This window comes from Actinobacillus lignieresii, assembly GCF_900444945.1.
Classification (GTDB): domain Bacteria; phylum Pseudomonadota; class Gammaproteobacteria; order Enterobacterales; family Pasteurellaceae; genus Actinobacillus; species Actinobacillus lignieresii.
The window spans coordinates 1456444-1479776 of sequence record NZ_UFRM01000001.1 but is presented as its reverse complement, the minus strand read 5'-3'; the positions used below and the strand labels follow the sequence as shown (position 1 = coordinate 1479776).

Here is a 23333-nt window from a genome sequence, read left to right as displayed (position 1 = left end):
TTTATTGATAAGAATCATTGTTTTCTTGAACGGGGAGTATTAATTTACCGTCGGTTAGTTTAACAAAAGTAAAGTTGTTTGAAGTGGGGAAATCATCATGGGGAATTCGGCGTATAACGGTATTGAAATTCGAGTAAAAGGAAAGGTACAAGGTGTCGGTTTTCGTCCGTTCGTTTGGCAATTGGCAAATGAACACCATTTATACGGCGATGTAAATAATGACGGGCAAGGTGTTTTGATTAGAATATTAACCGAGAGCGAAACGAAAAAACTCGATGCCTTTTTATATGATCTACAAAATAAACTTCCGCCATTGGCACAGATTACTTCATTACAAATTCAACCTACCGAGTGGGATTCGATACTTGATCCGAATGCATTCCTAATTCGTGAAAGCGAAAACAGTCAAATGGATACCCAAGTGATTCCGGATGCGGCGACTTGTCCCGCTTGTCTTAATGAGATCTTTGATATAAATAACCGCCGCTTTCATTACCCGTTTACCAATTGTACTCACTGCGGTCCTCGTTTTACGATTATTCGTTCGATACCTTATGATCGCCATAACACCTCCATGCGTGATTTTGCTTTTTGCCCTGTCTGTAAGCAGGAATATAAAGATCCGGCGGACAGAAGATTCCACGTACAGCCTAACGCTTGTCCCGAATGCGGACCGCATATCATTTTCTGCGATAGAACACAGCGGATTACGCAACACTATTCCGCAATTTTAGAAGCGGTCGAAAAATTACGTCAAGGTTGCATTGTCGCCGTTAAAGGATTAGGCGGATTTCATCTGGCTTGTGATGCGACCCAAGCGAAAACGATCGATTTATTACGCCGTCGGAAAACAAGACCGAGTAAACCTTTTGCTGTAATGCTACCTAATCTTGATTGGCTAACGGAATTAGCTGAAGAAGAACGTTTATTATTGCAAAGTAGTGCGGCACCGATAGTGTTATTAGCAAAGCATAAAGTGCGCGGAGTACACGATTTAGTCGCTCCCGATTTAGCCGAAATCGGCGTTATGTTACCTAGCAATCCGTTACAGCATTTGCTTATGCATGAAGTGAATATGCCATTGGTTATGACTAGTGCAAACCGTAGCGGATTACCCCCTGCGCTTAATAATCAAGATGCTCTTGATTCGTTAGCGGATTTAGCCGATTACTGGTTGCTGCATAATCGAGATATTGTGCAACGAGCGGACGATTCGCTGGTTAGAGTATCGTTTGACGGTAAAGAAACGTTACGTAGAGCGCGCGGTTATGTGCCTAACGAAACCGCTTTATCTATTGAGAACGATAAGAATATTTTGGCATTAGGTGCCGATTTAAAAAATACGTTCTGTTTATTACGTAAGAAAAATGCCGTGATTACCCAACACTTAGGGGATATGCAGAATGAACAAATACAACAGCAATTAATTGATAATATCGCATTATTCGAACAAATTTATCAATTTACTCCCGATTTGATCGCTGTTGATGCACACCCCGGTTATTTTACGCATCAACTGGGAAAGACTTTATCCGAAAAATATCATATTCCGTTGATCGAGGTGTTACATCACCACGCGCATATCGTTAGCGTATTGGCGGAACATAATTGTTTGCAAGAACAAGTTATCGGTTTGGCATTAGACGGTATCGGAATGGGGGAGCATTCCCAATTATGGGGCGGGGAATGTTTATTGGTTTCTCAAAACGGTAGTCAATATTTAGGCGGATTGCCTCAAGTGGCGTTGATTGGCGGAGATATTGCCGCTAAACAACCATGGCGCAGTTTTCTTGCACATTGTTTAGCCTTTGTACCAAATTGGCAAAATAATGAAAAAATCATAGAACTGATACGAGATAAAAATTGGCAGCCTTTAGTGAGAGCGGTTGAAGCTAACATTAACGCGCCGTTGATTTCTTCCGCAGGGCGTTTATTCGATGCGGTAGCTTATGCTTTAGGTATTGTAACCGATCGGATAACTTGGGAAGGCGAAGCGGCGTGTAAATTGGAAAATCTTGCTTGGCAGTATGCTCAAACGGGAGAAACACATTGTAACGGCATTACTATCTCATTAAATGAACATAATCAATTAAACTTAGCGGATTTTTGGTCGGATTGGTTGGCTTTGGATGTGTCCGAAGCCGAAAAAGCATGGATTTTTCATTATTCGTTAGCTCAAGGATTAGCGAACTTGGCATGTTCACAAGCGGATAAATATCATATCAAAACAATCGTATTATCCGGCGGCGTATGGCATAACCGATTATTGCGTTATTTAATTAAACCGATGTTAGGTGATTTAAAACTATTGGCGGGGCATGAATTTCCGATGGGGGACGGCGGTATAGCTCTAGGGCAGGCGGTAATCGCAAGTTATTATTAGTATTAGTATTCATATAAATAAGGACGAATTATATTCGCCCTTATAAATACCGTTTGTTCAATCGCCGCGTAATATTACGGATTTTTTATAGTTAGCAAATACGAGGCAAAGGCTCTATAGTCGGTAGATCTAATAGGCGGCTTTGCCCGAATGAGCCGATTAGGCGTACTTTTTTCTCCTCAATGACTTCGCCGATAACTGCAGCATCTTTACCGAGCGGATGCGAATGTAGCGCAGATAATGCAGCTTGTGCCGCTTCGGCACTAACGATAATGACGAGTTTTCCTTCATTGGCAAAGTTTATCGCTTCCAAGCCTAACAACTCACAAATACCTCTTACTTCGCTGCGAATCGGTAAATCGTCTTGATAAATTTGCATACCGAGTCCGCTACTTTGCGAAAACTCGTGTAATACCGCATTAACCCCGCCTCTGGTTGCATCTCTGAGGGTTTTAATACCGTCTATCGGGCGTAGTAAATCGACTAACGGCGTTAGGACATTACAATCGCTAATCAAATCCGTTTGAATACCGAGTTTCTCTCGTAAATTTAGGATCGTTGCGCCGTGATCGCCTGATGTGCCGCTGACAAGAATTTTATCGCCCGCTTTAATTTGATGCATACCCCACTGAATATGAGACGGGATAACTCCGATACCGCTGGTATTAATGAAAATTTTATCTGCCGCTCCTTTCGGAACTACTTTAGTATCACCGGTAACGATTTGGATTCCGGCTTGTTTAGCGCAATTTGCCATTTCGCTAATGACTTGCTTTAACTGTTCGAGCGGGAAACCTTCTTCTAAAATAAAACCGCATGAAAGGTAAAGGGGAACGGCACCGCTTACCACAACATCGTTTACTGTGCCGCATACTGCCAATTTACCGATATTCCCTCCGGGGAAAAAGATCGGATCTATAACAAAACTATCGGTACTAAAAGCGAGTTGGTCGCCTTGTGACGTTAAAGCGGTTAAAGGCAGGCGAGCCTGATCTTCCGCCTGCGAAAGCAGAGGATTATCAAACGCTTCCATAAAGTATTCTCGGATTAGTTTCTGCATTAATAATCCGCCGTTTCCATGAGACATAGTAATCATATCGTTCATCTTACATTTCTCTCCGATATTGATAGTAAGCCGAGCAAGCACCCTCGGAAGAAACCATTAATGCGCCGTAAGCGCTATCCGGATTACATTTTTGACCGAATAAAGGGCAATCGCTCGGTTTACATTTCCCGGTAAGCACATCTCCGCAACGAGCTAACGGATCATCCGCCACGGCATGTACATGCGTATTAAAATGTTTTTCGGCATCGAATTGCGCATATTGCTCGGTAAGTTCGACACCGGATTCCGCAATTTCACCTAATCCTCGCCATTCGCTGCTTTTTTTCAGTTGAAAGACTTCTTGCATTGCCTGTTGTGCGATAAGGTTCCCCTGCGACGGTACAATACGTTTGTATTGATTTTCAACTTCACAACGATTTTCAACGAATTGTTCGACCAACATCACGATCGCTTGCAGTAAATCCAACGGCTCGAAGCCGGTCACAACGAATGGTTTATGATATTGCTCGGCAAGCGGTTGATAAGGCGTTGTCCCGATAATCATACTGACATGACCCGGTGCGATAAAACCGTCGATTAATACTTGTTCTTGGCGTAATAATTCTCGCAGTGTAGGAATAATCGTAATATTTTGGCACACAATAAAGAAGTTATTGACCTGTTGCTTTTTAGCTTGTTGTAACGTTATCGCCGTACTAGGCATCGTCGTTTCAAAGCCGAGTGAGAAGAAAACCACTTTTTTATCCGGATTTTTCTGAGCAATATTAAGAGCATCCAAGGGCGAATAGACGATACGAATATCTGCACCCTGTCCTTTGGCATCCAATAAAGAACCTAGTCTGCCTTTTACTCTCATTGCATCGCCGAAAGTACAAAAAATAACATCGGGGCGGAGAGCAATTTCAATACATACGTCAATTCGCCCCATCGGTAATACGCATACCGGACAACCGGGACCGTGAATAAATTCGATACTTTCCGGCAAAATACGATCTAAACCGAATTTAAAAATCGTATGGGTATGACCGCCGCATACTTCCATCAAATAAAGCGGCCGTTTTTTACTGAATTGCGGCAACTTTTGCATTAATTGCTGTAAATGCGTAATTAATTTACGAGCCAGAACGGGATCTCTAAATTCATCGACAAATTGCATTCTATAATTCCTTAAGCCGTCTGACTTTCCAACCAGTCCAACCACGTTTCCATACCTTCACCGGAAGTGGCGGAAAGACAAAAGATTTGAATATTCGGATTCACTTGTTTTGCATAGGCAATACATTTTTCCAAATCGAAATTGAGATAAGGCAGGAGATCTATTTTATTAATAATCATTAATTTAGCCGCCATAAACATATGCGGATATTTCAGCGGCTTATCTTCGCCTTCCGTTACCGAGAGAATCGCTACTTTCGCAAACTCGCCTAAATCAAATTCGGCAGGACATACCAAGTTGCCGACATTTTCGATAAATACGGTACTGTTCGGATTCGGTTGCAGTTTTGCTAACGCTTCTAACACCATTTTGGCATCCAAGTGACAGCCTTTGCCGGTATTAATTTGTAATGCCGGCACTCCCGTCGCTCTGATTCGATTCGCATCGTTTTCGGTTTGCTGATCGCCTTCAATTACATAACATTGCTTACGTTCTTTCAAAGAAGTGAGTGTAGAAGCGAGTAATGTCGTTTTACCGGAACCGGGGCTGGAAACTAAATTTAACGCCAAGATATTGTTCTGTTTAAAGAAATCACGATTTAAACGTGCATATTGATTGTTTTCGCCTAATACGTCCTGTTCGATTTTAAGTAAGCGAGTTTGAACGTTTGCCGTATCCGGTTTTTGTATTTCGGCAATGCCGTTGATAACGAAAGGGTTGGAATGTTGAGGTATTGAGAGAATTTTTCCATCATTAGAATGAGTGTGCGGCAATTCTCCGATTCTTACTTGAGCACTACCGCATCCGCAAGTCGAACACATATTTATCTCCCTAACTACAAGGTATGATGATCATTATAGAGATTAGACTATACTTTCAATTCGGCTAAGTTGATCAGGATCACAATACCCATAAAATAGCCTGAATTAGGTATATAAGAGATAGCGGAGATATTTTTATTAAATAGAAAAAAGGCATATATGAATAAATCATATATGCCGATATTCACTCTATATCAAGCGGTTTAAATTTTCTCTAAATTTGCCATCTTAGCAATCAACCACTTAATACCGTTACCTGCAAAGGCGATTTGCAAACGGGTCGCTTCGCCGCTGCCTTCCACATTAACAATCGTGCCTTGTCCGAATTTAGCGTGTTGCACCTTTTGCCCCATTTTCCAGCTATTGTCTTCTAAACAAGAAGCGGTCGTTTTTGCCGAATTTTTTGCAAAAGGCGTGCTTTGGGCAAAACTTGCCGCACGATTGATAGAGCCTCTCAAACGTACTTCGCGAATATGCTGCTCGGGCAATTCGGCAATAAAACGAGAAGCGATATGACGCTCTTCTTTGCCGTATAAACGTCTGAGTTCGGCATAACTAATCGTCAATTTTTTCTTCGCGCGGGTAATGCCGACATAAGCCAAACGGCGCTCTTCTTGCAGTCTGCCTTCGTCAAAGCTCATTCCGCTCGGGAAGATTCCTTCTTCCACACCCACCATAAATACACGGGGGAATTCTAAGCCTTTTGCCGAATGTAACGTCATTAATTCGACATAATCTTGATGCGGAGAGGCTTGCGCTTCGCCGGCTTCTAATGAAGCGTGAGTTAAAAATGCGGTGAGATCCGACATTTCTTCCGCTTCGTCAGGCTTGCTGAATTGTTTGGTAGCTGTGACCAACTCTTCTAAGTTCTCGATACGAACTTCGCCTTTTTCCCCTTTTTCTTGTTTATACATTTCGTATAAACCGGATTTTTTTATTACAAAATCGGTTTGTTCAAACAGTGGCATTTGCTCGGTTTCTTGCTCGAGCGCATTAATCAATTCGACAAAACGTAGTAAGGCGGAAGCGGCTCTGCCGGAAAGCTGTTCTTCTTGCACAGCCACTTGAATCGCTTGCCACAAGGTTATTTGGCGATTACGAATAATTTGACGAATCGTATCTAAGGTGCGTTCGCCAATTCCTCTTGGCGGTGTGTTAATCACTCGTTCAAATGCCGCATCGTCTTGGCGATTCGCAATTAAACGTAAATAGGCTAACGCATCTTTGATTTCTTGACGCTCGAAGAAACGCATACCGCCGTAAATACGGTACGGAATATTGGCTTGAATCAATGCTTCTTCAATTACACGAGATTGGCTGTTACTACGATATAGCACCGCACATTCGTTTAGGCTGCCTTCGTCTTCTTTCCATTGTTTGATTTGTGAGGCAACAAAACGGGCTTCGTCCAATTCGTTGAAAGCACAATAAATTTCAACCGGATCGCCGTCGCCTTGATCCGTCCATAAATTCTTACCCAAACGGTCTTCGTTATTGGAAATCAATTCGTTTGCCGTAGCGAGAATATGACCGGTTGAGCGGTAATTTTGCTCAAGACGAATGGTTTCCGCTTTTTGATAATCGTTTAAGAAACGCTGAATATTTTCAACCTGCGCACCACGCCAGCCGTAAATCGATTGGTCGTCATCGCCGACAATCATCACATTACCGGTTTCACCGGCAAGCAGACGGATTAAGTCATATTGAATATTGTTGGTATCTTGGAACTCATCGATCAAAATCTGCTGAAAACGTTGCTGATAGCGCTGTAAAATAGGCGGTTTGTCTCGGAAAAGTTCATAAGCGCGAATCAATAATTCGGCAAAATCCAACAGACCGGCACGATCGCAGGCATTTTGATAGATTTGGTAGATTTGAACTAATTTCTTCTCGTTCGGGTCGTTATGATGCTCAATATCTTTCGGGCGTTTACCTTTATCTTTTTGTGCACTGATATACCACGCTACGTGTTTCGGCGGGAAATGCTTTTCATCAATATTATGCAGCTTTAACAAACGTTTAAGTAAACGCTGCTGATCTTCACTATCCATAATTTGGAAATCTTGCGGCAAATCGGCATCAAGATAATGCGAGCGTAACAAACGGTTGGCAATGCTGTGGAACGTGCCAACCCACATACCGAACAGGCGGTGATGGCTGCTGGAAGAAAGGGTATGTTCGATACGATGACGCATTTCCGCTGCCGCTTTATTGGTAAAGGTGACCGCTAGAATATTCGATTCCGGTACGTTTTCTACACCGATTAACCATGCAATACGATGGGTCAGTACTCGTGTTTTACCGGAACCGGCTCCCGCCAATACTAAATAATTGCCCAACGGCGCAGCGACAGCCTCTCGCTGCTTATCATTTAAACCGTCTAATAATAAAGAAAAATCCATTACCGCCTCGTATTTAATTAATGTTCGTTTATACAGTTAATCCTATTATAGATCAAAGCGGTCGAATTTGATAAAAGATTTGCAAAGTATATAAAGATTCCGATTAGAAGGGAGGGATATTATAAGAGTGAATATGCGAGAGTTGAATTGTATATGAAAAACAAGCAGATCTTAATTTAATAAGATCTGCTTGAATGAGTATTATAGATTGACTACATATTTTCCGACACCGAGATCGTCTTCTTTACGAGTACGTGCGATAACGCTTGCCGCAGATTCTACGACACGTAAACCCATTTCGTCTTCGGTACGCACCACCTCACCGCGTAATGAGTTGGTATAAACGTCGGTGATTTTAATATCCACGAATTTACCAATCATATCCGGTGTACCTTGGAAATTCACGATACGGTTGTTTTCGGTACGACCGGTTAATTCCATAATGTCTTTTTTAGACGGGCCTTCCACCAATACACGTTGTTCCGTACCTAACATTGCGCGGCTGAATTGCATTGCTTGGTGGTTAATACGTTGTTGTAAACGAGCTAAACGCGCTTTTTTCTCTTCTTCCGAAATATCATCCGGCAAATCCGCCGCCGGTGTACCCGGACGAGCAGAGTAGATAAAGCTGAAGCTCATATCGAAGTTTACTTGCTCGATCACTTTCATGGTTTGTTCGAAGTCTTCCGCCGTTTCACCCGGGAAGCCGACGATAAAGTCCGAACTTATTTGAATATTCGGACGAACTTCACGTAACTTACGAATAATCGCTTTATACTCTAATGCCGTGTGGTTACGCTTCATCATGGTTAATACGCGATCCGCACCGCTTTGAATCGGTAAGTGTAAGAAGCTCACTAATTCGGGCGTGTCACGATAAACTTCAATAATGTCGTCGGTAAATTCAATCGGGTGGCTGGTGGTATAGCGTACACGGTCGATACCGTCAATCGCCGCCACTAAACGCAGTAGCTCTGCAAATGTGCAAATTCCACCGTCAAAAGTTTCACCGCGATAAGCATTCACGTTTTGACCGAGTAAGTTCACTTCACGTACGCCTTGTTCCGCTAATTGTGCGATTTCAAATAATACGTCATCCACCGGACGAGAAACTTCTTCACCACGAGTGTAAGGCACTACGCAGAACGAGCAGTATTTATTACAACCTTCCATAATGGAAACGAAAGCGGTCGGGCCTTCGGCACGCGGTTCCGGCAAGCGGTCGAATTTTTCAATTTCCGGGAAAGAAATATCGACGATCGCACGGTCACCGCCACGGATTTTGTTGATCATTTCCGGTAAACGGTGCAATGTTTGCGGACCGAATACGATATCAACAAACGGCGCACGATCACGAATATGTTCGCCTTCTTGCGACGCTACGCAACCGCCGACACCGATAATCAGATCCGGTTTATCTTTTTTCCAGTTTTTCCAACGACCAAGTTGCGAGAAGACTTTTTCTTGCGCTTTTTCGCGGATTGAGCAGGTATTAAGTAATAAAACGTCCGCTTCTTCCGGTTTATCGGTCAGTTCTAGGCCGTGTGTGGAATTTAAAAGATCCGCCATTTTGGATGAGTCGTACTCATTCATTTGGCAGCCCCAAGTCGTAATATGCAATTTCGCCATAATTTTTAGAAAATAATAAATATATCAATAAGTTAAAAATAAAAGCGTAAAGAGGAATCCCTTTACGCACAAATTCGGTTTATTGTACCCGTTTGCTTATTTTTTCGCTATAACTAAATAAAATTAGCAAACAAAAATGCCACGATATAGTACCGTGGCATATGCTTTTCTTTGTTGAATGAAATTATTTGGTTAAGGTTAATACAACACTTTCGCCGGCAACAACTTGACCGACTTTTTTATCTAAATTGCTGATTTCATCCATATTGGAAATTACGACCGGTGTCAGTACCGATTTAGCTTTGCCTTCAAGTAATTCCAAGTCAAATTTAATAATCGGATCGCCGACTTTTACCGATTGACCTTCTTGCGCCACACGTGTGAAGCCTTCACCTTTTAATTCAACCGTATCAATCCCGAAGTGAACGAATAATTCAACACCTTCTTCCGATTCGATTGAAAATGCGTGATTGGTTTCAAAGATTTTACCGATTGTACCGTTTACCGGTGCAACGATGGTATCTGAATTCGGACGAATAGCAACACCGTCACCTACGATTTTTTCTGAGAATACCACGTCCGGTACGTCTTCGATGTTTACGATTTCACCTGAAAGAGGAGAATATACTTTAACCTCTTTTGCGGCTGCTTGTTTTGAGCCGAATAATTTGTCGAAAAAGCCCATAGAAATCTCCGTTATTTTAATAATAGACAAAATACCCGTACATTCTATACGAGAATCTTGTCTTTGTATGCCATTTATTGAAAATTAGTTCAGTTTAGCGTAAAAATCATTGACCAGCTTTTCAATATCCGCAGCCGTCGGTTGTGCTAAAGCTTCATCCGCTAATGCTTTCGCATCGGCATAATTAATCGAGCGAGCAAGTCTTTTCACGTGAGGGACGGAAATCGCACTCATACTGAACTCGTCTAAGCCCATACCGAGTAATAATGCGGTTGCACGAACGTCACCGGCCAACTCACCGCACATACCGGTCCATTTACCTTCGGCATGTGAGGCGTCAATCACTTGTTTGATTAAGTTCAATACTGATGGACTTAACGGATTATATAAATGCGCAATAATCTCATTACCGCGATCAACCGCTAGGGTATATTGAGTTAAGTCGTTCGTACCGATACTGAAAAAGTCCGCTTCTTTCGCTAGGTGGCGAGCATTTACCGCTGCAGACGGCGTTTCAACCATGATGCCTAATTGTAGGTTCTCATCGAATGCTTTGCCTTCCGCACGGAGCTGTTCTTTAAGTCCGGAAACGATCGCTTTTAATTCGCGAATCTCTTCAACCGAGATAATCATCGGGAACATTACCGCCAATTTACCGAATGCCGAAGCACGTAATACCGCACGTAATTGCGTATCTAAGATTTCACGACGGGTTAAACCGATACGCACCGCACGCCAGCCTAAGAACGGATTCATCTCTTTCGGTAGGTTTAAGTACGGTAATTCTTTGTCGCCGCCGATATCCATGGTACGTAATACAACTTGTTTACCGTCCATCGCTTCAACGATTTCTTTATACGCTTGGAATTGCTCTTCTTCGCTCGGTAATTCGCTACGATCCATAAATAAGAATTCGGTACGGTATAAACCGACCGATTCGCCGCCGTTACGTAAGACGCCGTCCACATCACGAATAGTGCCGATGTTACCCGCAACTTCGATACGATGACCGTCTAAGGTTTCCGCCGGTAAATCTTTTAATTTGGCAAGTTCCGCTTTTTCAGCTTCGACACGTTCTTGAACCGCTTTAAATTCGGCAAGTGCTTCTTCGGACGGATTAATATGAATTTGGTTGTTTACCGCATCTAAAATTAACGTGTCGCCGGTTTTAACACGAGCGGTAATATCGTTTGTACCGACGATGGCAGGAAGCTCTAACGAGCGAGCCATAATTGAAGTATGAGAAGTACGACCGCCGATATCGGTAATAAAACCTAACACTTTATCTAAGTTTAACTGTGCGGTTTCGGAAGGCGTTAAGTCGTAAGCGACTAAAATGACTTCTTCTTGAATATCACCTAAGTCGATGATGTGCATATTTAAAATATTACGTAATAAACGGTTACCGATATCACGAATATCGCCTGCACGTTCTTTCAAGTATTCGTCATCAATTTCCGCTAACATCGACGCTTGCATATCGATAACTTTACTTGCCGCAACATCGGCGGTAACGAGATTATCCGCAATATAACCGAGAATTTCTTCTTCAAGTTCTTCGTCTTCCAAGATCATTAAATGACCTTCAAAGATCGCTTCTTTTTCCTCGCCGAGCGTGCGTCTGGCTTTCTCTTTAATCGCAGTCAATTGTGCCGCCGCTTTTTCACGACCGGCAAAGAATTTGGCTTTTTCAGCTTCAATTTGATCCGCTGTGATTTTTTGGGTATTAAGTACAATAGGTTCTTCTTTTAATACGAGCGCTTTACCAAACACGACACCCGGAGAAGCTGCAATACCTGTAATCATAATATGTCCTTGTCTAAAAGTGATTAAATGCTCATATAGCACAATACAACCCTATTCCATCCCTATTTTTTTAATAGGAAAGGCAATAGGGCTGCTTTACAACATAATAAGAAACGGAAAGAAATTATTCTAAAGTAGGAATTAAATCCACCAAGAAATCAACCGCTTTTTGCTCGTCTTCACCTTCTGCAGAAATAGTGATTGTCGTACCTTGCGTTAAACCTAATGTTTGGAGTTTAAACAGACTTTTCGCACTTGAGCTTTTACCGCCGGAAGTTACCGTAATATCCGATGCAAAACCTTTAGCCGCTTTAACGAACTCTGCTGCAGGGCGAGTATGTAAACCGTTAGGTGCAGTAATAACAACGTCTTTTGAGTACATATAAGATTCCTCTTAAATTTTTAAAGTGAAAAAAATCGGTTTAAGTAATTAAAACCCATTACTATTTGTGCTAACTTTACTACAAAAAAGATCTAAAAACACGCTTAAAACCTGAAAATCTTTTGATAAATATTAAATATACGCGTATTAATTAATCAAAAGGAGTGAATTTTGCCTCACGTCAATTTCGGGAAATAAGCGCTAATTAAACGATTGCGTAAAAAATAGTTGAGAACATGTTAAAAATTATTCATCCGTTTACGGCAAAGGAAAATCCGTCTCGTTCCTTATCCAAATGTAGTGCTTGGTTGGTGTATCTCGCGATTGTTGCGATTTATGCCATGAGCCTGTTTGCATTAATGGCACATCGACAAGACGACAGTATGTGGAGTGTTTCCGATGTATTACCGATTTTAAAATATAGTTTTTTACAGGCCGGATTATCGGCGGTTCTTACCTGTATGTTAGGCGTTTTATTAGCCAGAGCGTTTTTTTATTTGGACTTTATCGGAAAATCTTATCTGTATAAAATTCTTTCCTTTGTTTGGGCGTTACCTTCGCTTGTGGTTATTTTCGCATTAATCGGATTTTGGGGAAATTCGGGATGGATGGCGGCATTTCTAAAATGGTTGGGTATTGAGTGGCAATTTCAACTGTATGGTTTACAAGGCATTTTGCTCGCCCATGTTTTTTTTAATGTGCCGTTAGTGACAAAATATTGTGTGGAGAGTTTAACTCTTATTCCAAGCAGCCAACATCGTTTAGCCGCACAAATGAATCTGAAAGGCTGGTCTTATTTTAAGATCGTCGAATTACCGATGTTAAGCGGGACTTTACCCTATGCTTTTGCAAACGTCTTTTTAATTTGTTTTACCAGTTTCCCTATCGTGCTAATGTTAGGCGGTAGTCCGAAATACAGCACATTGGAAGTCGCTATCTATCAAGCGGTGACTTTTGAGTTTGATTTTGCAAAAGCGGTTATATTGATTATGGTTCAATTAGCGGTAGGTATCTTGTTGCAACTGCTAATGGACTTTACCGCCAAGTATGCCTTTAACAACGCCAAACAATATACGCCGGTAGTGGATATGATTTGGAAGCCCAAACCGCTGGGGTGGCAAAAGAAAGGATTACAAATCGTACTGCTGTTGCAAAGTTTATTGATTATTTTACCGCTTGCCAGTGTGGTTTGGTCCGGTATTTCCGTTTCCAATTTCAGTGAGCGATTGCTAAATTCGGCGTTATGGGAAGCCGCTTGGTTTTCATTCTTACTCAGTCTGATTGCCTCTTGTTCGGTGTTATTTATTGCCTATTTACTAGCCTTGGAAACCAGACAATTGGCATTTAAACATCAAAAATGGCAATACGGTATTTTGAACGGTGTTGCGACTTATCCTTTGATTTTACCGGTATTTCTATTAGCGGTCGGTTTATTCCTATTATTGATGGATGTTGAATTAAGCACATCGCATTTATTATGGTTAGTCGGGATTTGTAACGGTTTAACCTTATTACCCTATATTTATCGCCTTATTTTTGCCGCGATGTGGCATTCGCTTACCGCACAAGATAAATTAGCGCGTAGTTTAGGGTTGAGCGGATTCCGCCGTTGGTGGATTGTGGAAAAAAATTACTTAATCAGACCGCTTGTCAGTGCGTTTGCTTTAGCGATATCTTCCAGTTTGGGCAGCTTCGCAGTGATTGCTTTTTTCGGCGGCCCGGATTTCAGTTCGCTGCCTTATTTGTTATATCAACAGCTAGGGAGCTACCGAACCGAAGATGCGGCGGTAACCGCTTTAGTATTGATGCTATTCACATTATTGCCGTTTTTATTTATAGCACAGAAAGAGAAAATCAAATGATTCGCTTGAATGTTCGTTTTGATTATGAACAAACTCCGATGCACTTTGTATTAGAAGTGCCGCAAGGACAACGTGTGGCGATTGTCGGGGAAAGCGGTGCGGGCAAAAGCACTTTATTAAATTTGATTGCCGGATTTGAAATACCGACAAGTGGTCAAATTTGGCTGAATGCTTGCAACCATACCGCAACGGAAGTGGCGGAACGCCCGGTATCAATGTTGTTTCAGGATAATAACGTGTTTCCGCATTTAACTGTCGAGCAGAATATCGGATTGGCGTTAATTCCGAGTTTAAAACTTAATAAGGATCAAAAAACACAGGTTCGACAAATTGCCGAACAGATGGGGATTGCCGATTTACTGAATAGACGAGCGGATCAGCTTTCCGGCGGACAAAAACAGCGGGTGGCATTGGCAAGAACCTTATTACGCAAGCAACCGATTTTACTGCTCGACGAGCCGTTTTCGGCACTGGATCCAAAACGTAGAAACGAACTGCAAGAGTTAGTGGCAAAGATTTGCCGACAACAAAATTTAACCTTATTGATGGTCACTCACCAATTTGAAGAAAGTAAATCGTTATTTGATCGTATTTTGACGATTGAAAACGGAAAAGTTTTAACGGATAAATTAATTGTCTAACTGATTTTACTTTTTACTTAATTCATTATTTTCTGTATGTATTTTATACTATGCAAAGGGCTGAATTTACTAAAATTGTGATCTAATCGACAAAACTAAAACGTTTTAGCAAAATTTTCTGTTTTAGCTAAACCGTTTTAGTTAGAATAAGTGCATTTAATTTTTTATATAAAAATAGGTGGCAAACTATGAACTTCCCTAAAATTGCCGAGCAAACGATTGCTAAGCTCGGTGGCAAAGAAAACATTACCACGCTTGCGCACTGTGCGACACGTTTGCGTTTAACGCTTGCGGACGAGGCAAAAGTGGATAAACAAGCGATTGAGAATATCGAAGGCGTTAAAGGTCAATTCTCAACCAGCGGTCAATACCAAATTATTTTCGGTTCCGGTACGGTAAATAAAGTACACGCCGAAATGCAAAAACAAATGGGTATCGGCGATATGAGCACTTCCGAAGTGGCGGCGGCAGGTGCGGCAAACCAACCCTTATTACAACGTTTAGTGAAAGGCTTAGCGGATATTTTCGTGCCGATCATTCCTGCTATCGTGGCAGGCGGTTTGCTGATGGGTATCCACTCGATGCTGACTTCGGTCGGTTTCTTCTGGGAAGGTGAGTCGGTTGCAAGTAAATATCCGCAATTTGCGGATCTGATTGATTTTATCAATACGATTGCAAACGCACCGTTTGTCTTCTTACCGGTGTTACTCGGTTTCTCCGCAACGCGTAAATTCGGCGGTAACCCGTTCCTAGGTGCGGCGCTCGGTATGCTGTTAGTTCACCCTGCATTAGCGGACGGTTGGAACTACGCAAAAACCTTAATGGAAGGCAATATCAAATACTGGAACGTACTTGGCTTAGAAATCGAAAAAGTGGGCTATCAAGGTACGGTTATCCCGACTATCGTTTCGGCGTGGGTATTGGCAACGCTTGAAAAAGGTTTCCGTAAATTTGTGCCTTCTTATTTGGATAACTTAGTTACCCCTATGATGTCGTTATTTATCGCCGGTTTCTTGGCGTTTACCGTAATCGGTCCGTTCGGTCGTGAAGCGGGTTCGGCGATTTCAGCGGGTTTAACTTGGTTATATGACAGCTTAGGCTTTATCGGCGGGGCAATCTTCGGTACTTTTTACGCACCAATCGTAATCACCGGTATGCACCAAACCTTTATTGCGGTAGAAACGCAATTATTAGCGGAAATGGCGAATACCGGCGGTACATTTATCTTCCCAATTGCTGCAATGTCTAACATCGCACAAGGTGCGGCGTGTTTAGGGGTAGCGTTCGCAATGAAAGATGCGAAAGTACGCGGTTTAGCCGTGCCGTCCGGTATCTCGGCATTATTAGGTATTACAGAACCGGCAATGTTCGGTGTAAACTTACGTTACCGCCAAGCATTTATCGCTGCGATGGCAGGATCTGGCTTAGCTTCTGCGTTTATCGCATTCTTTAACGTAAAAGCAATCGCATTAGGTGCGGCAGGCTTCTTAGGCGTGCCTTCAATTAAGCCGGACAGCCTTGCGATGTACTCGGTAGGTATGGCGATTTCATTTATCGTTGCGTTCTCAATCTCAGCGATATGGGTGAAAAAAGCGCAAGCTAAATAATTAGTGATGAATATAGTAAAAGCCCCTAAATCTTGCGGTTTGATCTGCCCCCCAAAAGTTGGACTAAACCTCCAACGGATTAAGGTGCAGATTTTTTTATGACTAAATATAACTCGCTATTCAAACAACAAGTCATCGAGTTTTATCTCCAAAATGATAAAAAACGTTTATTCACTCAACGACATTTTCAATTATCCAAGAAAACCTTAACTCGGTGGATTGCTCAATTTAATCACAACGGAATCAATGGACTAGCGGTGATGGGTAAGAAGCAAAAATATTCCCCCGAATTCAAATTAACCGTCATACAAGCGGTCAAAAAAGGGCAATTTTCTGCGGAAAGCGCCTCCCTTCATTTTGGTATTGCTAATTCAGGTTCGATTAGCCAATGGTTGCACATCTTTGAAGAACAAGGTATAAACGGCTTATTACCCAAACCAAAAGGTCGTCCGACAATGAAACCGAAATACCCGAAAATGCCTCCTCCACCTAAAACTGAAGAAGAACGCTTACGTTATCGTATTTTAGAGCTGGAAGCGGAGGTAGCTTACCTAAAAAAGCTGCGGGAGTTCAACCAACAAAAAATGCGGCAAAAGCAGCCATCGTAAAAACGTTGCGAGTGGATTTTCCCTTAGAAATCCTCCTCCCTTTGACGGGTTTAAAACGTAGTACGTTCTTTTATCACTTACCGCCTAAAATCGATAAAAATGCAGTGATGAGGCAGAAAGTGATTGAGATTTATTAGGATAATGATGGCAATTATGGCTATCGTCGTATTACGTTAAAGTTACGTGATTTTTTTGGTGCGATTAACCATAAGCGTATTCAAAGGATAATGCAACAGCTTGATTTAAAAGGGAAATGTAAGCAGAGGAAATATCGTTCTTATCAAGGTGAAGTGGGTAAAATTGCCGAGAATGTATTGCAACAGGATTTTCACGCAGACTCGCCAAATGAAAAGCTCGTAACGGATATCACTGAGTTTAAATGTGCGGAAGGCAAGCTCTATTTATCCCCCATTAAAGACTTATTTAATAGTGAAATTCTTGCTTATGATTTAGCAAGAAGTCCGAACTTTGAGCAAGTGATGCGGATGCTAAAGCAAGCGGTCGCAAAACTGCCTAAGAACGCTAAACCGATTTTACATTCCGACCAAGGCTGGCAATACCAGATGGCAGACTATCAAGAAATGCTGAGAAAACATCATATTAAACAAAGTATGTCGAGAAAAGGGAATTGTTTGGATAATGGGGCAATGGAAAGTTTTTTTGGGCGATTGAAAACGGAATGTTACTTTGGTAAGCGATTTGACACTTTCGAACAACTTGAGAAAGTGATTCACGAGTACATTCATTATTACAACAATGAGCGTATTCAAGTGAAATTAAAAGGACTGAGCCCTGTACAATACAGAATTCAGTCCTTAAATTAAAACAGTCTAACTTTTTGGGGTCAGATCAAAGTAGGGGCTTTTTTATGTAACAAGCGGTTAAATTTGTTCGATTTTTTGCAAATAGAATTTTATTCACGGAAGACACGGAACTTCACAGAAAACGATGGTACGAATATTCCCAATAACTAATCAATTGCATGAAAAAGGGACGTACTCGGTACGCCCCCTTGATATTGCAGATTTTAGTAAAATCCGACCGCTTGTTTTTGCTTACTTATAAAACTCGATACCGGAAATACTGTTGGTAACACGAGTTCCCGCTTTACCGGCTACAATATCTTGAATATCGGAAAGTGAGCCGATTGCAGCATCTTTACCGGTTGCTTTAACAAAGTTAATCACAGCTTGTACTTTTGGTCCCATTGAACCCGGTGCAAATTCGTCCGCCAGTTTTTCCAATTCCGCCGGATTAGCTTTGGCAATTTGTAGTTGCTCCGGTTTGTTGAAGTTTACGCATGCCGCTTTGACATCGGTTGCGATAATAAATAAATCCGCATCCAGTTGTTGTGAAATTACCGCAGTGGCAAGGTCTTTATCCACAACCGCTTCAACGCCTTGTAATTTACCTTGTTCGTCACGAATACTCGGCACGCCGCCGCCGCCGCCGCAAATCACGATTTGATCTTGTGCCAATAACGCTTTGACCGCTTCAATACCGGTAACCGATTGCGGTTTCGGGCTTGGCACCGCTCGGCGGTAGTATTGACCGTCCGCCATTACCGTCCAACCTTTTTCAGCGGCGAGTTTTTCCGCTTCTTCTTTTGAGTAAACCTGTCCGATCGGTTTGCTCGGTTTGGCAAAAGCCGGATCTTTCGCATCAACAATCACTTGAGTGACTAAGGTTTGCGTCGGATGTTCCGGCACGAGATTGGTCAGTTCTTGTTGTAACATATAACCAATCATACCGACGGTTTGCGAAACTAACACGTCAAGCGGATAAGGCTCGATTTTGTTATCAATCGCGTGGTAAGCGGCGTGTTGTAATGCGCTTAATCCGACTTGAGGACCGTTACCGTGTGAAATGACTAATTCATTATTCGGTTTGATTTTTGCTAACTGTTCTGCGGCGATTTTGATATTTGCCGACTGGTTTTGGGCGGTCATCGGCTCACCGCGTTTTAATAAAGCGTTACCGCCTAAGGCTACTACGATTTTCATGTTTGTTCCTTTTTCTACTTCTTACGCTAAGCTCGCGACCATGACAGCTTTGATGGTGTGCATACGGTTTTCCGCTTGTTCGAAAGCGACGTTTGCCGGTGATTCGAATACGTCTTCGGTTACTTCGATACCGTTTGCTAAAGCCGGATATTTTTCCGCAACTTGTTTGCCGATTTTTGTTTCGCTGTTATGGAATGCCGGTAAGCAGTGCATAAATTTCACTTTCGGATTACCGGTACGTTTCATGAGTTCCGGCGTAACTTGATACGGCATTAGCATATCGATACGTTCGCCCCAAGTTTCAAGCGGCTCGCCCATAGATACCCAAACGTCGGTATGCACGAAATCCACCCCTTTTACTGCGGTATCGATATCGTCGGTTACGGTAATTCTTGCACCGCTTTCCGCTGCGAATTTTTGGCACATTTCAACAAGGCTGTCTTCTGGTAATAATGCTTGCGGCGCACAAATACGGACGTCCATTCCTAATTTCGCACCGATTAACAGTAATGAGTTACCTACGTTGTTACGTGCGTCACCGATATAAACATAACTGATTTGGCTTAACGGTTTTTCACAATTTTCGATCATAGTGAGAACGTCGGCTAACATTTGGGTCGGGTGGAATTCATCGGTTAAACCGTTGAATACCGGTACGCCGGCATATTCTGCCAATTCGTTTACCACCGATTGTTTAAAGCCGCGGTATTCAATCGCATCGTACATTCTGCCCAATACGCGAGCGGTGTCTTTCATCGATTCTTTATGACCGATTTGTGATGAAGTCGGGTCAATATAAGTTACGTGTGCGCCTTGATCGTAAGCCGCCACTTCAAAAGCGCAACGGGTACGGGTTGAAGTTTTCTCAAAAATTAACGCAATGTTTTTACCTTTTAATCGTTGTTGTTCGGTTCCTGCATATTTCGCTCGTTTTAGATCGCGGGATAAGTCTAATAAGAATTTGATTTCACGTTCAGTGTGGTTTACAAGGCTGAGTAAATGTCTATTTTTAAGGTTAAATGCCATGATATTGCTCCTGTTCTATAAGTAAAAAGATTTAAAAATTTGACCGCTTGTATAAGTGAAACAACTTATTCGAGATCGTGGATATATAAAATGTGGAATTGCAAGACGAGAATGCTTTGAAATGAAATGGACAAATACGGCGAAAGAATTCGCTATTTTATCCGTTATGCCTTTTACGGGCATAAAAAGGGTAGGGTTTAACATTTTTACTCCTAAAAATTTATGGGGTTGGTACTTGAGAGTCGCCATTAACCTTTCTCGTAGAAGTAGGCGCATAATTCTAACAAAGCAAACGTTTGCTATCAAGTCGTTAATTCAATCTAAATTTATGTGTGAATAATAATTCTTTTATTTTGCATTTTTATTCATTAAATGCAAGGCTTTTTGTTTATAATTGAATAAAAATTTATAGGAGTATAGTGATGACGGACTAAACGTATTGATTGCGGTCTTTAACGAGAACGAAAAAGTCGGTTAAACCCAAGAACGACGAATGAAACGGGCCAAGTGACGGCAATCAATAAGCTAAACAATACGGCTTTAAGCAAACCAAGACGAAAGAATTGTGAAAAGAAGACGATCAGAAAACAAAACGGGATGGCAAGCAGATAAATTTCGAGCATAGCTCCTCCGAGCAAAAATATATCGTTTAAATAATAACATTTTCGAGCTCGTCAAGTAAGCATTGCTCAATTTATAGCGATATTTTGATAGGAATAACAGAATATTTTAATTTTTGAAAAAATACTACTAAAGTGTTAATCTGTTTTTGATCAAATGCAAAGAATCACGGCACTCGCTCAAGTACACTTGCGCACAGTGATTAGTTATTTTTAATTTTTTGGAGTTTATATGCTTTATGCAGAATTTTTGCTTTTATTAGCATTCCTCTATGCGGGTAGCCGTTACGGCGGTATCGGTTTAGGGGTTGTTTCCGGTATCGGTTTATTTGTGGAAGTATTTTTCCTCGGTATGCCGCTTTCAAAAGCACCGATTGACGTAATGTTGGTCATTTTAGCCGTGGTGACTTGTGCGTCTGTACTTGAAGCGGCGGGCGGTTTGAAATTTATGTTACAAATCGCGGAACGTATCTTACGTAGTAATCCGAAACGCATCACGCTACTTGGTCCTATCGTAACTTATGTAATGACTTTAATGTTAGGTACCGGTCACTCGGTATATTCAATTATGCCGATTATCGGTGACATTGCGTTAAAAAATAAAATTCGTCCTGAACGCCCGATGGCGGCGGCATCGGTTGCTTCGCAATTAGGGATTACCGGTAGCCCGCTTTCAGCTGCAGTGGCGTATTACTTAACCGAAATTACCAAATTACCGGGCTTTGAAGGCGTTACACTTTTAAATATCGTAGCGGTAACCATGTCTGCAACATTTGTTGGTGTACTTGCAATGTGTTTATATAGTTTACGTCGCGGTAAAGAGCTTGAGGATGATCCGGAATATCAACGTCGTATGCAAGACCCCGTATTGCGTAAACAAATTGAAGAAACCAGTTCTACTTCATTAGACGAGCAATTACCGGCAAGTGCGAAAAATTCCGTTTATCTATTCTTAGCGGCAATCGCAACGATCGTTATTATCGCAATGGTGCCGGCAATTAAACCGGTGATGGCGGATACGGGCAAAACGGCCGGTATGGATAAAATCATTCAAATCGTGATGCTGACTTTCGGCGGTTTAATCTTAGTATTAACCAAAACCGATGTGAAAAAAGTACCGAACGGCGTAGTATTTAAATCCGGTATGGTGGCGACTATCGCAATCTTCGGTATTGCGTGGATGAGCGATACTTATTTCAGTTATGCGATGCCTTCATTTAAAGCGGGTGTAACCGAAATGATTAAAGCGCAGCCTTGGACGTTCGCCTTCGCATTATTTGCAGTATCCGTAGTGGTAAACAGCCAAGCGGTAACGGCGAAAATGTTATTACCGGTCGGTATTGCCATCGGTTTACCGGCACCGTTATTAGTCGGTTTAATGCCTGCAACCTATGCGTACTTCTTTATTCCTAACTATCCGTCAGATATTGCAACGGTAAACTTTGACGTGACAGGTACAACCAAAATCGGTAAATACTACTTCAACCACAGCTTTATGGCGCCAGGTTTAGTCGGGGTAATTACCGCATGTTGTGTGGGTATTGCATTAGCAAATATTCTGATTTAATGACTCAATAAAGTAAGCGGTTCGATTTAGTAAAATTTATACAAAATCGAACCGCTTATTTTTTGCGTTATAAACCTAATTGATTGAGTTTATCCGCTTCTTGTTTAAATTCCATAATGGCGTTTTTATCAAAGAAATATTGCGTGCCGCAGCATTCGCATTGCATATCGATGACACCGTTTTTCTCAGCAAGCATTTCATCGATTTCTTCCATCGGTAACAATAAAATCGCATTACCCGAACGTTCGCGGGAACAGCCGCAATGGAATTCGGTCTCTTGCGGCGGATAGACTTCAACCTGTTCTTCGTGATATAGACGGAATAAAAGTTCTTCCGCTTCTAAGCCGAATAATTCTTCGTCTTTCACCGTTTCGGCAAGCGTCATTAAATGCTCGAAATCTTCCGGCGTACCCGTACCGTCCGGCATAATTTGTAATAATAAACCGCCGGCAACCGCTTTACCTTCATATTCGCCGGTACGAATCACTAAATGCGTTTGAAGCTGTTCGGAACGAATAAAATAATCTTCCAAACATTCACGAATAGTCGGTTTATCTAACGCGATCACCCCTTGGTAACGTTCGCCGTCATTCGGCATAATCGAAATGACCAATACGCCGTTGCCGATCATTTCGCTTAAGCTCGCATTATCGGCAATTTCCGCTTGAGTACGCGCTAATGCACGTAACTGTTGTTTTTCATTACCGTTTACCACCGCTAATTTGAGCGGACCGTCACCTTGAATTTGGACGGTAATCGTCCCTTCAAATTTCATAATCGCAGTAAGTAGGCTGGTTGCGACCAACATTTCGCCTAATAAATTTTGTACCGCTTTCGGATATTGGTGGGTATTCAGCGTTTCGGTAAAGGTATCGTTTAAACGAACCCATTCGCCACGCACGGCACGGTTTTGGAATAAATAGCGATAAAGCTTGTCGTTGTCTTTTGTATAACTCATGGTTTTTCCTAATGAAAGCGGTGTGATTTGCAAAAAAATGTACAAATTTGACCGCTTGTTAAAATAAAAGAAGGCACACCGTAAACTGTGTGCCGTCAAATCGAGTTCAAT

At 41.9% G+C, this 23333-nt stretch carries 16 protein-coding genes and 1 pseudogene; 6 read left to right on the top strand and 11 right to left on the bottom strand.

Translation table 11 applies throughout. The annotated features are described in order from the left end of the window. Positions 1-97 precede the first annotated feature (97 nt). Positions 98-2383, top strand: a complete 2286-nt coding sequence (hypF, locus tag DY200_RS06790; protein ID WP_115587444.1) for a carbamoyltransferase HypF — start codon at positions 98-100, stop codon at positions 2381-2383. Positions 2384-2474: 91 nt separating this feature from the next. Here hypF and hypE read toward each other — a convergent pair whose 3' ends face one another. From hypE to ptsH, 8 genes are all read right to left on the bottom strand, one after another. After that, positions 2475-3488: a hydrogenase expression/formation protein HypE gene (gene hypE / locus DY200_RS06785; protein WP_115587443.1), complete on the bottom strand. Its 1014-nt coding sequence runs from the start codon at positions 3486-3488 to the stop codon at positions 2475-2477. Between the two features lies 1 nt (position 3489). Next, positions 3490-4605: a hydrogenase formation protein HypD gene (gene hypD / locus DY200_RS06780; protein WP_115587442.1), complete on the bottom strand. Its 1116-nt coding sequence runs from the start codon at positions 4603-4605 to the stop codon at positions 3490-3492. Positions 4606-4616: 11 nt separating this feature from the next. After that, positions 4617-5426 carry a hydrogenase nickel incorporation protein HypB gene (gene hypB / locus DY200_RS06775; protein ID WP_115587441.1) on the bottom strand — a complete coding sequence of 270 codons (810 nt, stop codon included), beginning with the start codon at positions 5424-5426 and terminating at the stop codon, positions 4617-4619. Between the two features lie 203 nt (positions 5427-5629). Next, complete coding sequence (gene uvrD / locus DY200_RS06770) at positions 5630-7828, bottom strand: DNA helicase II (protein ID WP_115587440.1); 2199 nt, start codon at positions 7826-7828, stop codon at positions 5630-5632. A gap of 201 nt (positions 7829-8029) precedes the next feature. Then, positions 8030-9457: a tRNA (N6-isopentenyl adenosine(37)-C2)-methylthiotransferase MiaB gene (gene miaB / locus DY200_RS06765; protein ID WP_005601898.1), complete on the bottom strand. Its 1428-nt coding sequence runs from the start codon at positions 9455-9457 to the stop codon at positions 8030-8032. Positions 9458-9641: 184 nt separating this feature from the next. After that, positions 9642-10142, bottom strand: a complete 501-nt coding sequence (gene crr / locus DY200_RS06760; RefSeq protein WP_005598408.1) for a PTS glucose transporter subunit IIA — start codon at positions 10140-10142, stop codon at positions 9642-9644. An 84-nt stretch (positions 10143-10226) separates the two neighbouring features. Further along, positions 10227-11948 carry a phosphoenolpyruvate-protein phosphotransferase PtsI gene (gene ptsI, locus DY200_RS06755; protein WP_115587439.1) on the bottom strand — a complete coding sequence of 574 codons (1722 nt, stop codon included), beginning with the start codon at positions 11946-11948 and terminating at the stop codon, positions 10227-10229. 124 nt (positions 11949-12072) lie between these two features. Continuing rightward, positions 12073-12330 carry a phosphocarrier protein Hpr gene (gene ptsH / locus DY200_RS06750; protein ID WP_005598406.1) on the bottom strand — a complete coding sequence of 86 codons (258 nt, stop codon included), beginning with the start codon at positions 12328-12330 and terminating at the stop codon, positions 12073-12075. 236 nt (positions 12331-12566) lie between these two features. Here ptsH and thiP point away from each other — a divergent pair, with 236 nt between their 5' ends. The 4 genes and pseudogenes from thiP to DY200_RS06730 all read left to right on the top strand — a co-directional run bounded on the left by thiP (position 12567) and on the right by DY200_RS06730 (position 17872). Next, entirely contained in the window at positions 12567-14192 is a 1626-nt protein-coding gene (gene thiP / locus DY200_RS06745; RefSeq protein ID WP_115587438.1) for a thiamine/thiamine pyrophosphate ABC transporter permease ThiP, read from the top strand. Continuing rightward, the gene (gene thiQ, locus DY200_RS06740) at positions 14189-14833 is read left to right on the top strand and encodes a thiamine ABC transporter ATP-binding protein (protein WP_115587437.1); all 645 of its coding nucleotides are present in this window, start codon (positions 14189-14191) and stop codon (positions 14831-14833) included. The genes thiP and thiQ overlap by 4 nt, the downstream gene beginning before the upstream one ends. A gap of 188 nt (positions 14834-15021) precedes the next feature. Then, entirely contained in the window at positions 15022-16440 is a 1419-nt protein-coding gene (locus DY200_RS06735) for a sucrose-specific PTS transporter subunit IIBC (RefSeq protein ID WP_115587436.1), read from the top strand. A gap of 98 nt (positions 16441-16538) precedes the next feature. Next, a pseudogene (locus DY200_RS06730) lies at positions 16539-17872 on the top strand (IS3 family transposase). 231 nt (positions 17873-18103) lie between these two features. On the opposite strand, the gene arcC reads toward DY200_RS06730, so the two are convergent. After that, complete coding sequence (gene arcC / locus DY200_RS06725) at positions 18104-19051, bottom strand: carbamate kinase (protein WP_115587435.1); 948 nt, start codon at positions 19049-19051, stop codon at positions 18104-18106. A 21-nt stretch (positions 19052-19072) separates the two neighbouring features. Further along, positions 19073-20077: an ornithine carbamoyltransferase gene (locus DY200_RS06720; protein ID WP_115587434.1), complete on the bottom strand. Its 1005-nt coding sequence runs from the start codon at positions 20075-20077 to the stop codon at positions 19073-19075. 852 nt (positions 20078-20929) lie between these two features. Here DY200_RS06720 and DY200_RS06715 point away from each other — a divergent pair. Further along, complete coding sequence (locus tag DY200_RS06715; protein WP_005598398.1) at positions 20930-22264, top strand: anaerobic C4-dicarboxylate transporter; 1335 nt, start codon at positions 20930-20932, stop codon at positions 22262-22264. Between the two features lie 67 nt (positions 22265-22331). Here DY200_RS06715 and hslO read toward each other — a convergent pair whose 3' ends face one another. Beyond that, on the bottom strand, positions 22332-23222 hold the full coding sequence (hslO, locus tag DY200_RS06710; RefSeq protein WP_115587433.1) for an Hsp33 family molecular chaperone HslO: 891 nt from the start codon (positions 23220-23222) through the stop codon (positions 22332-22334). Between the last annotated feature and the right edge of the window lie 111 nt (positions 23223-23333).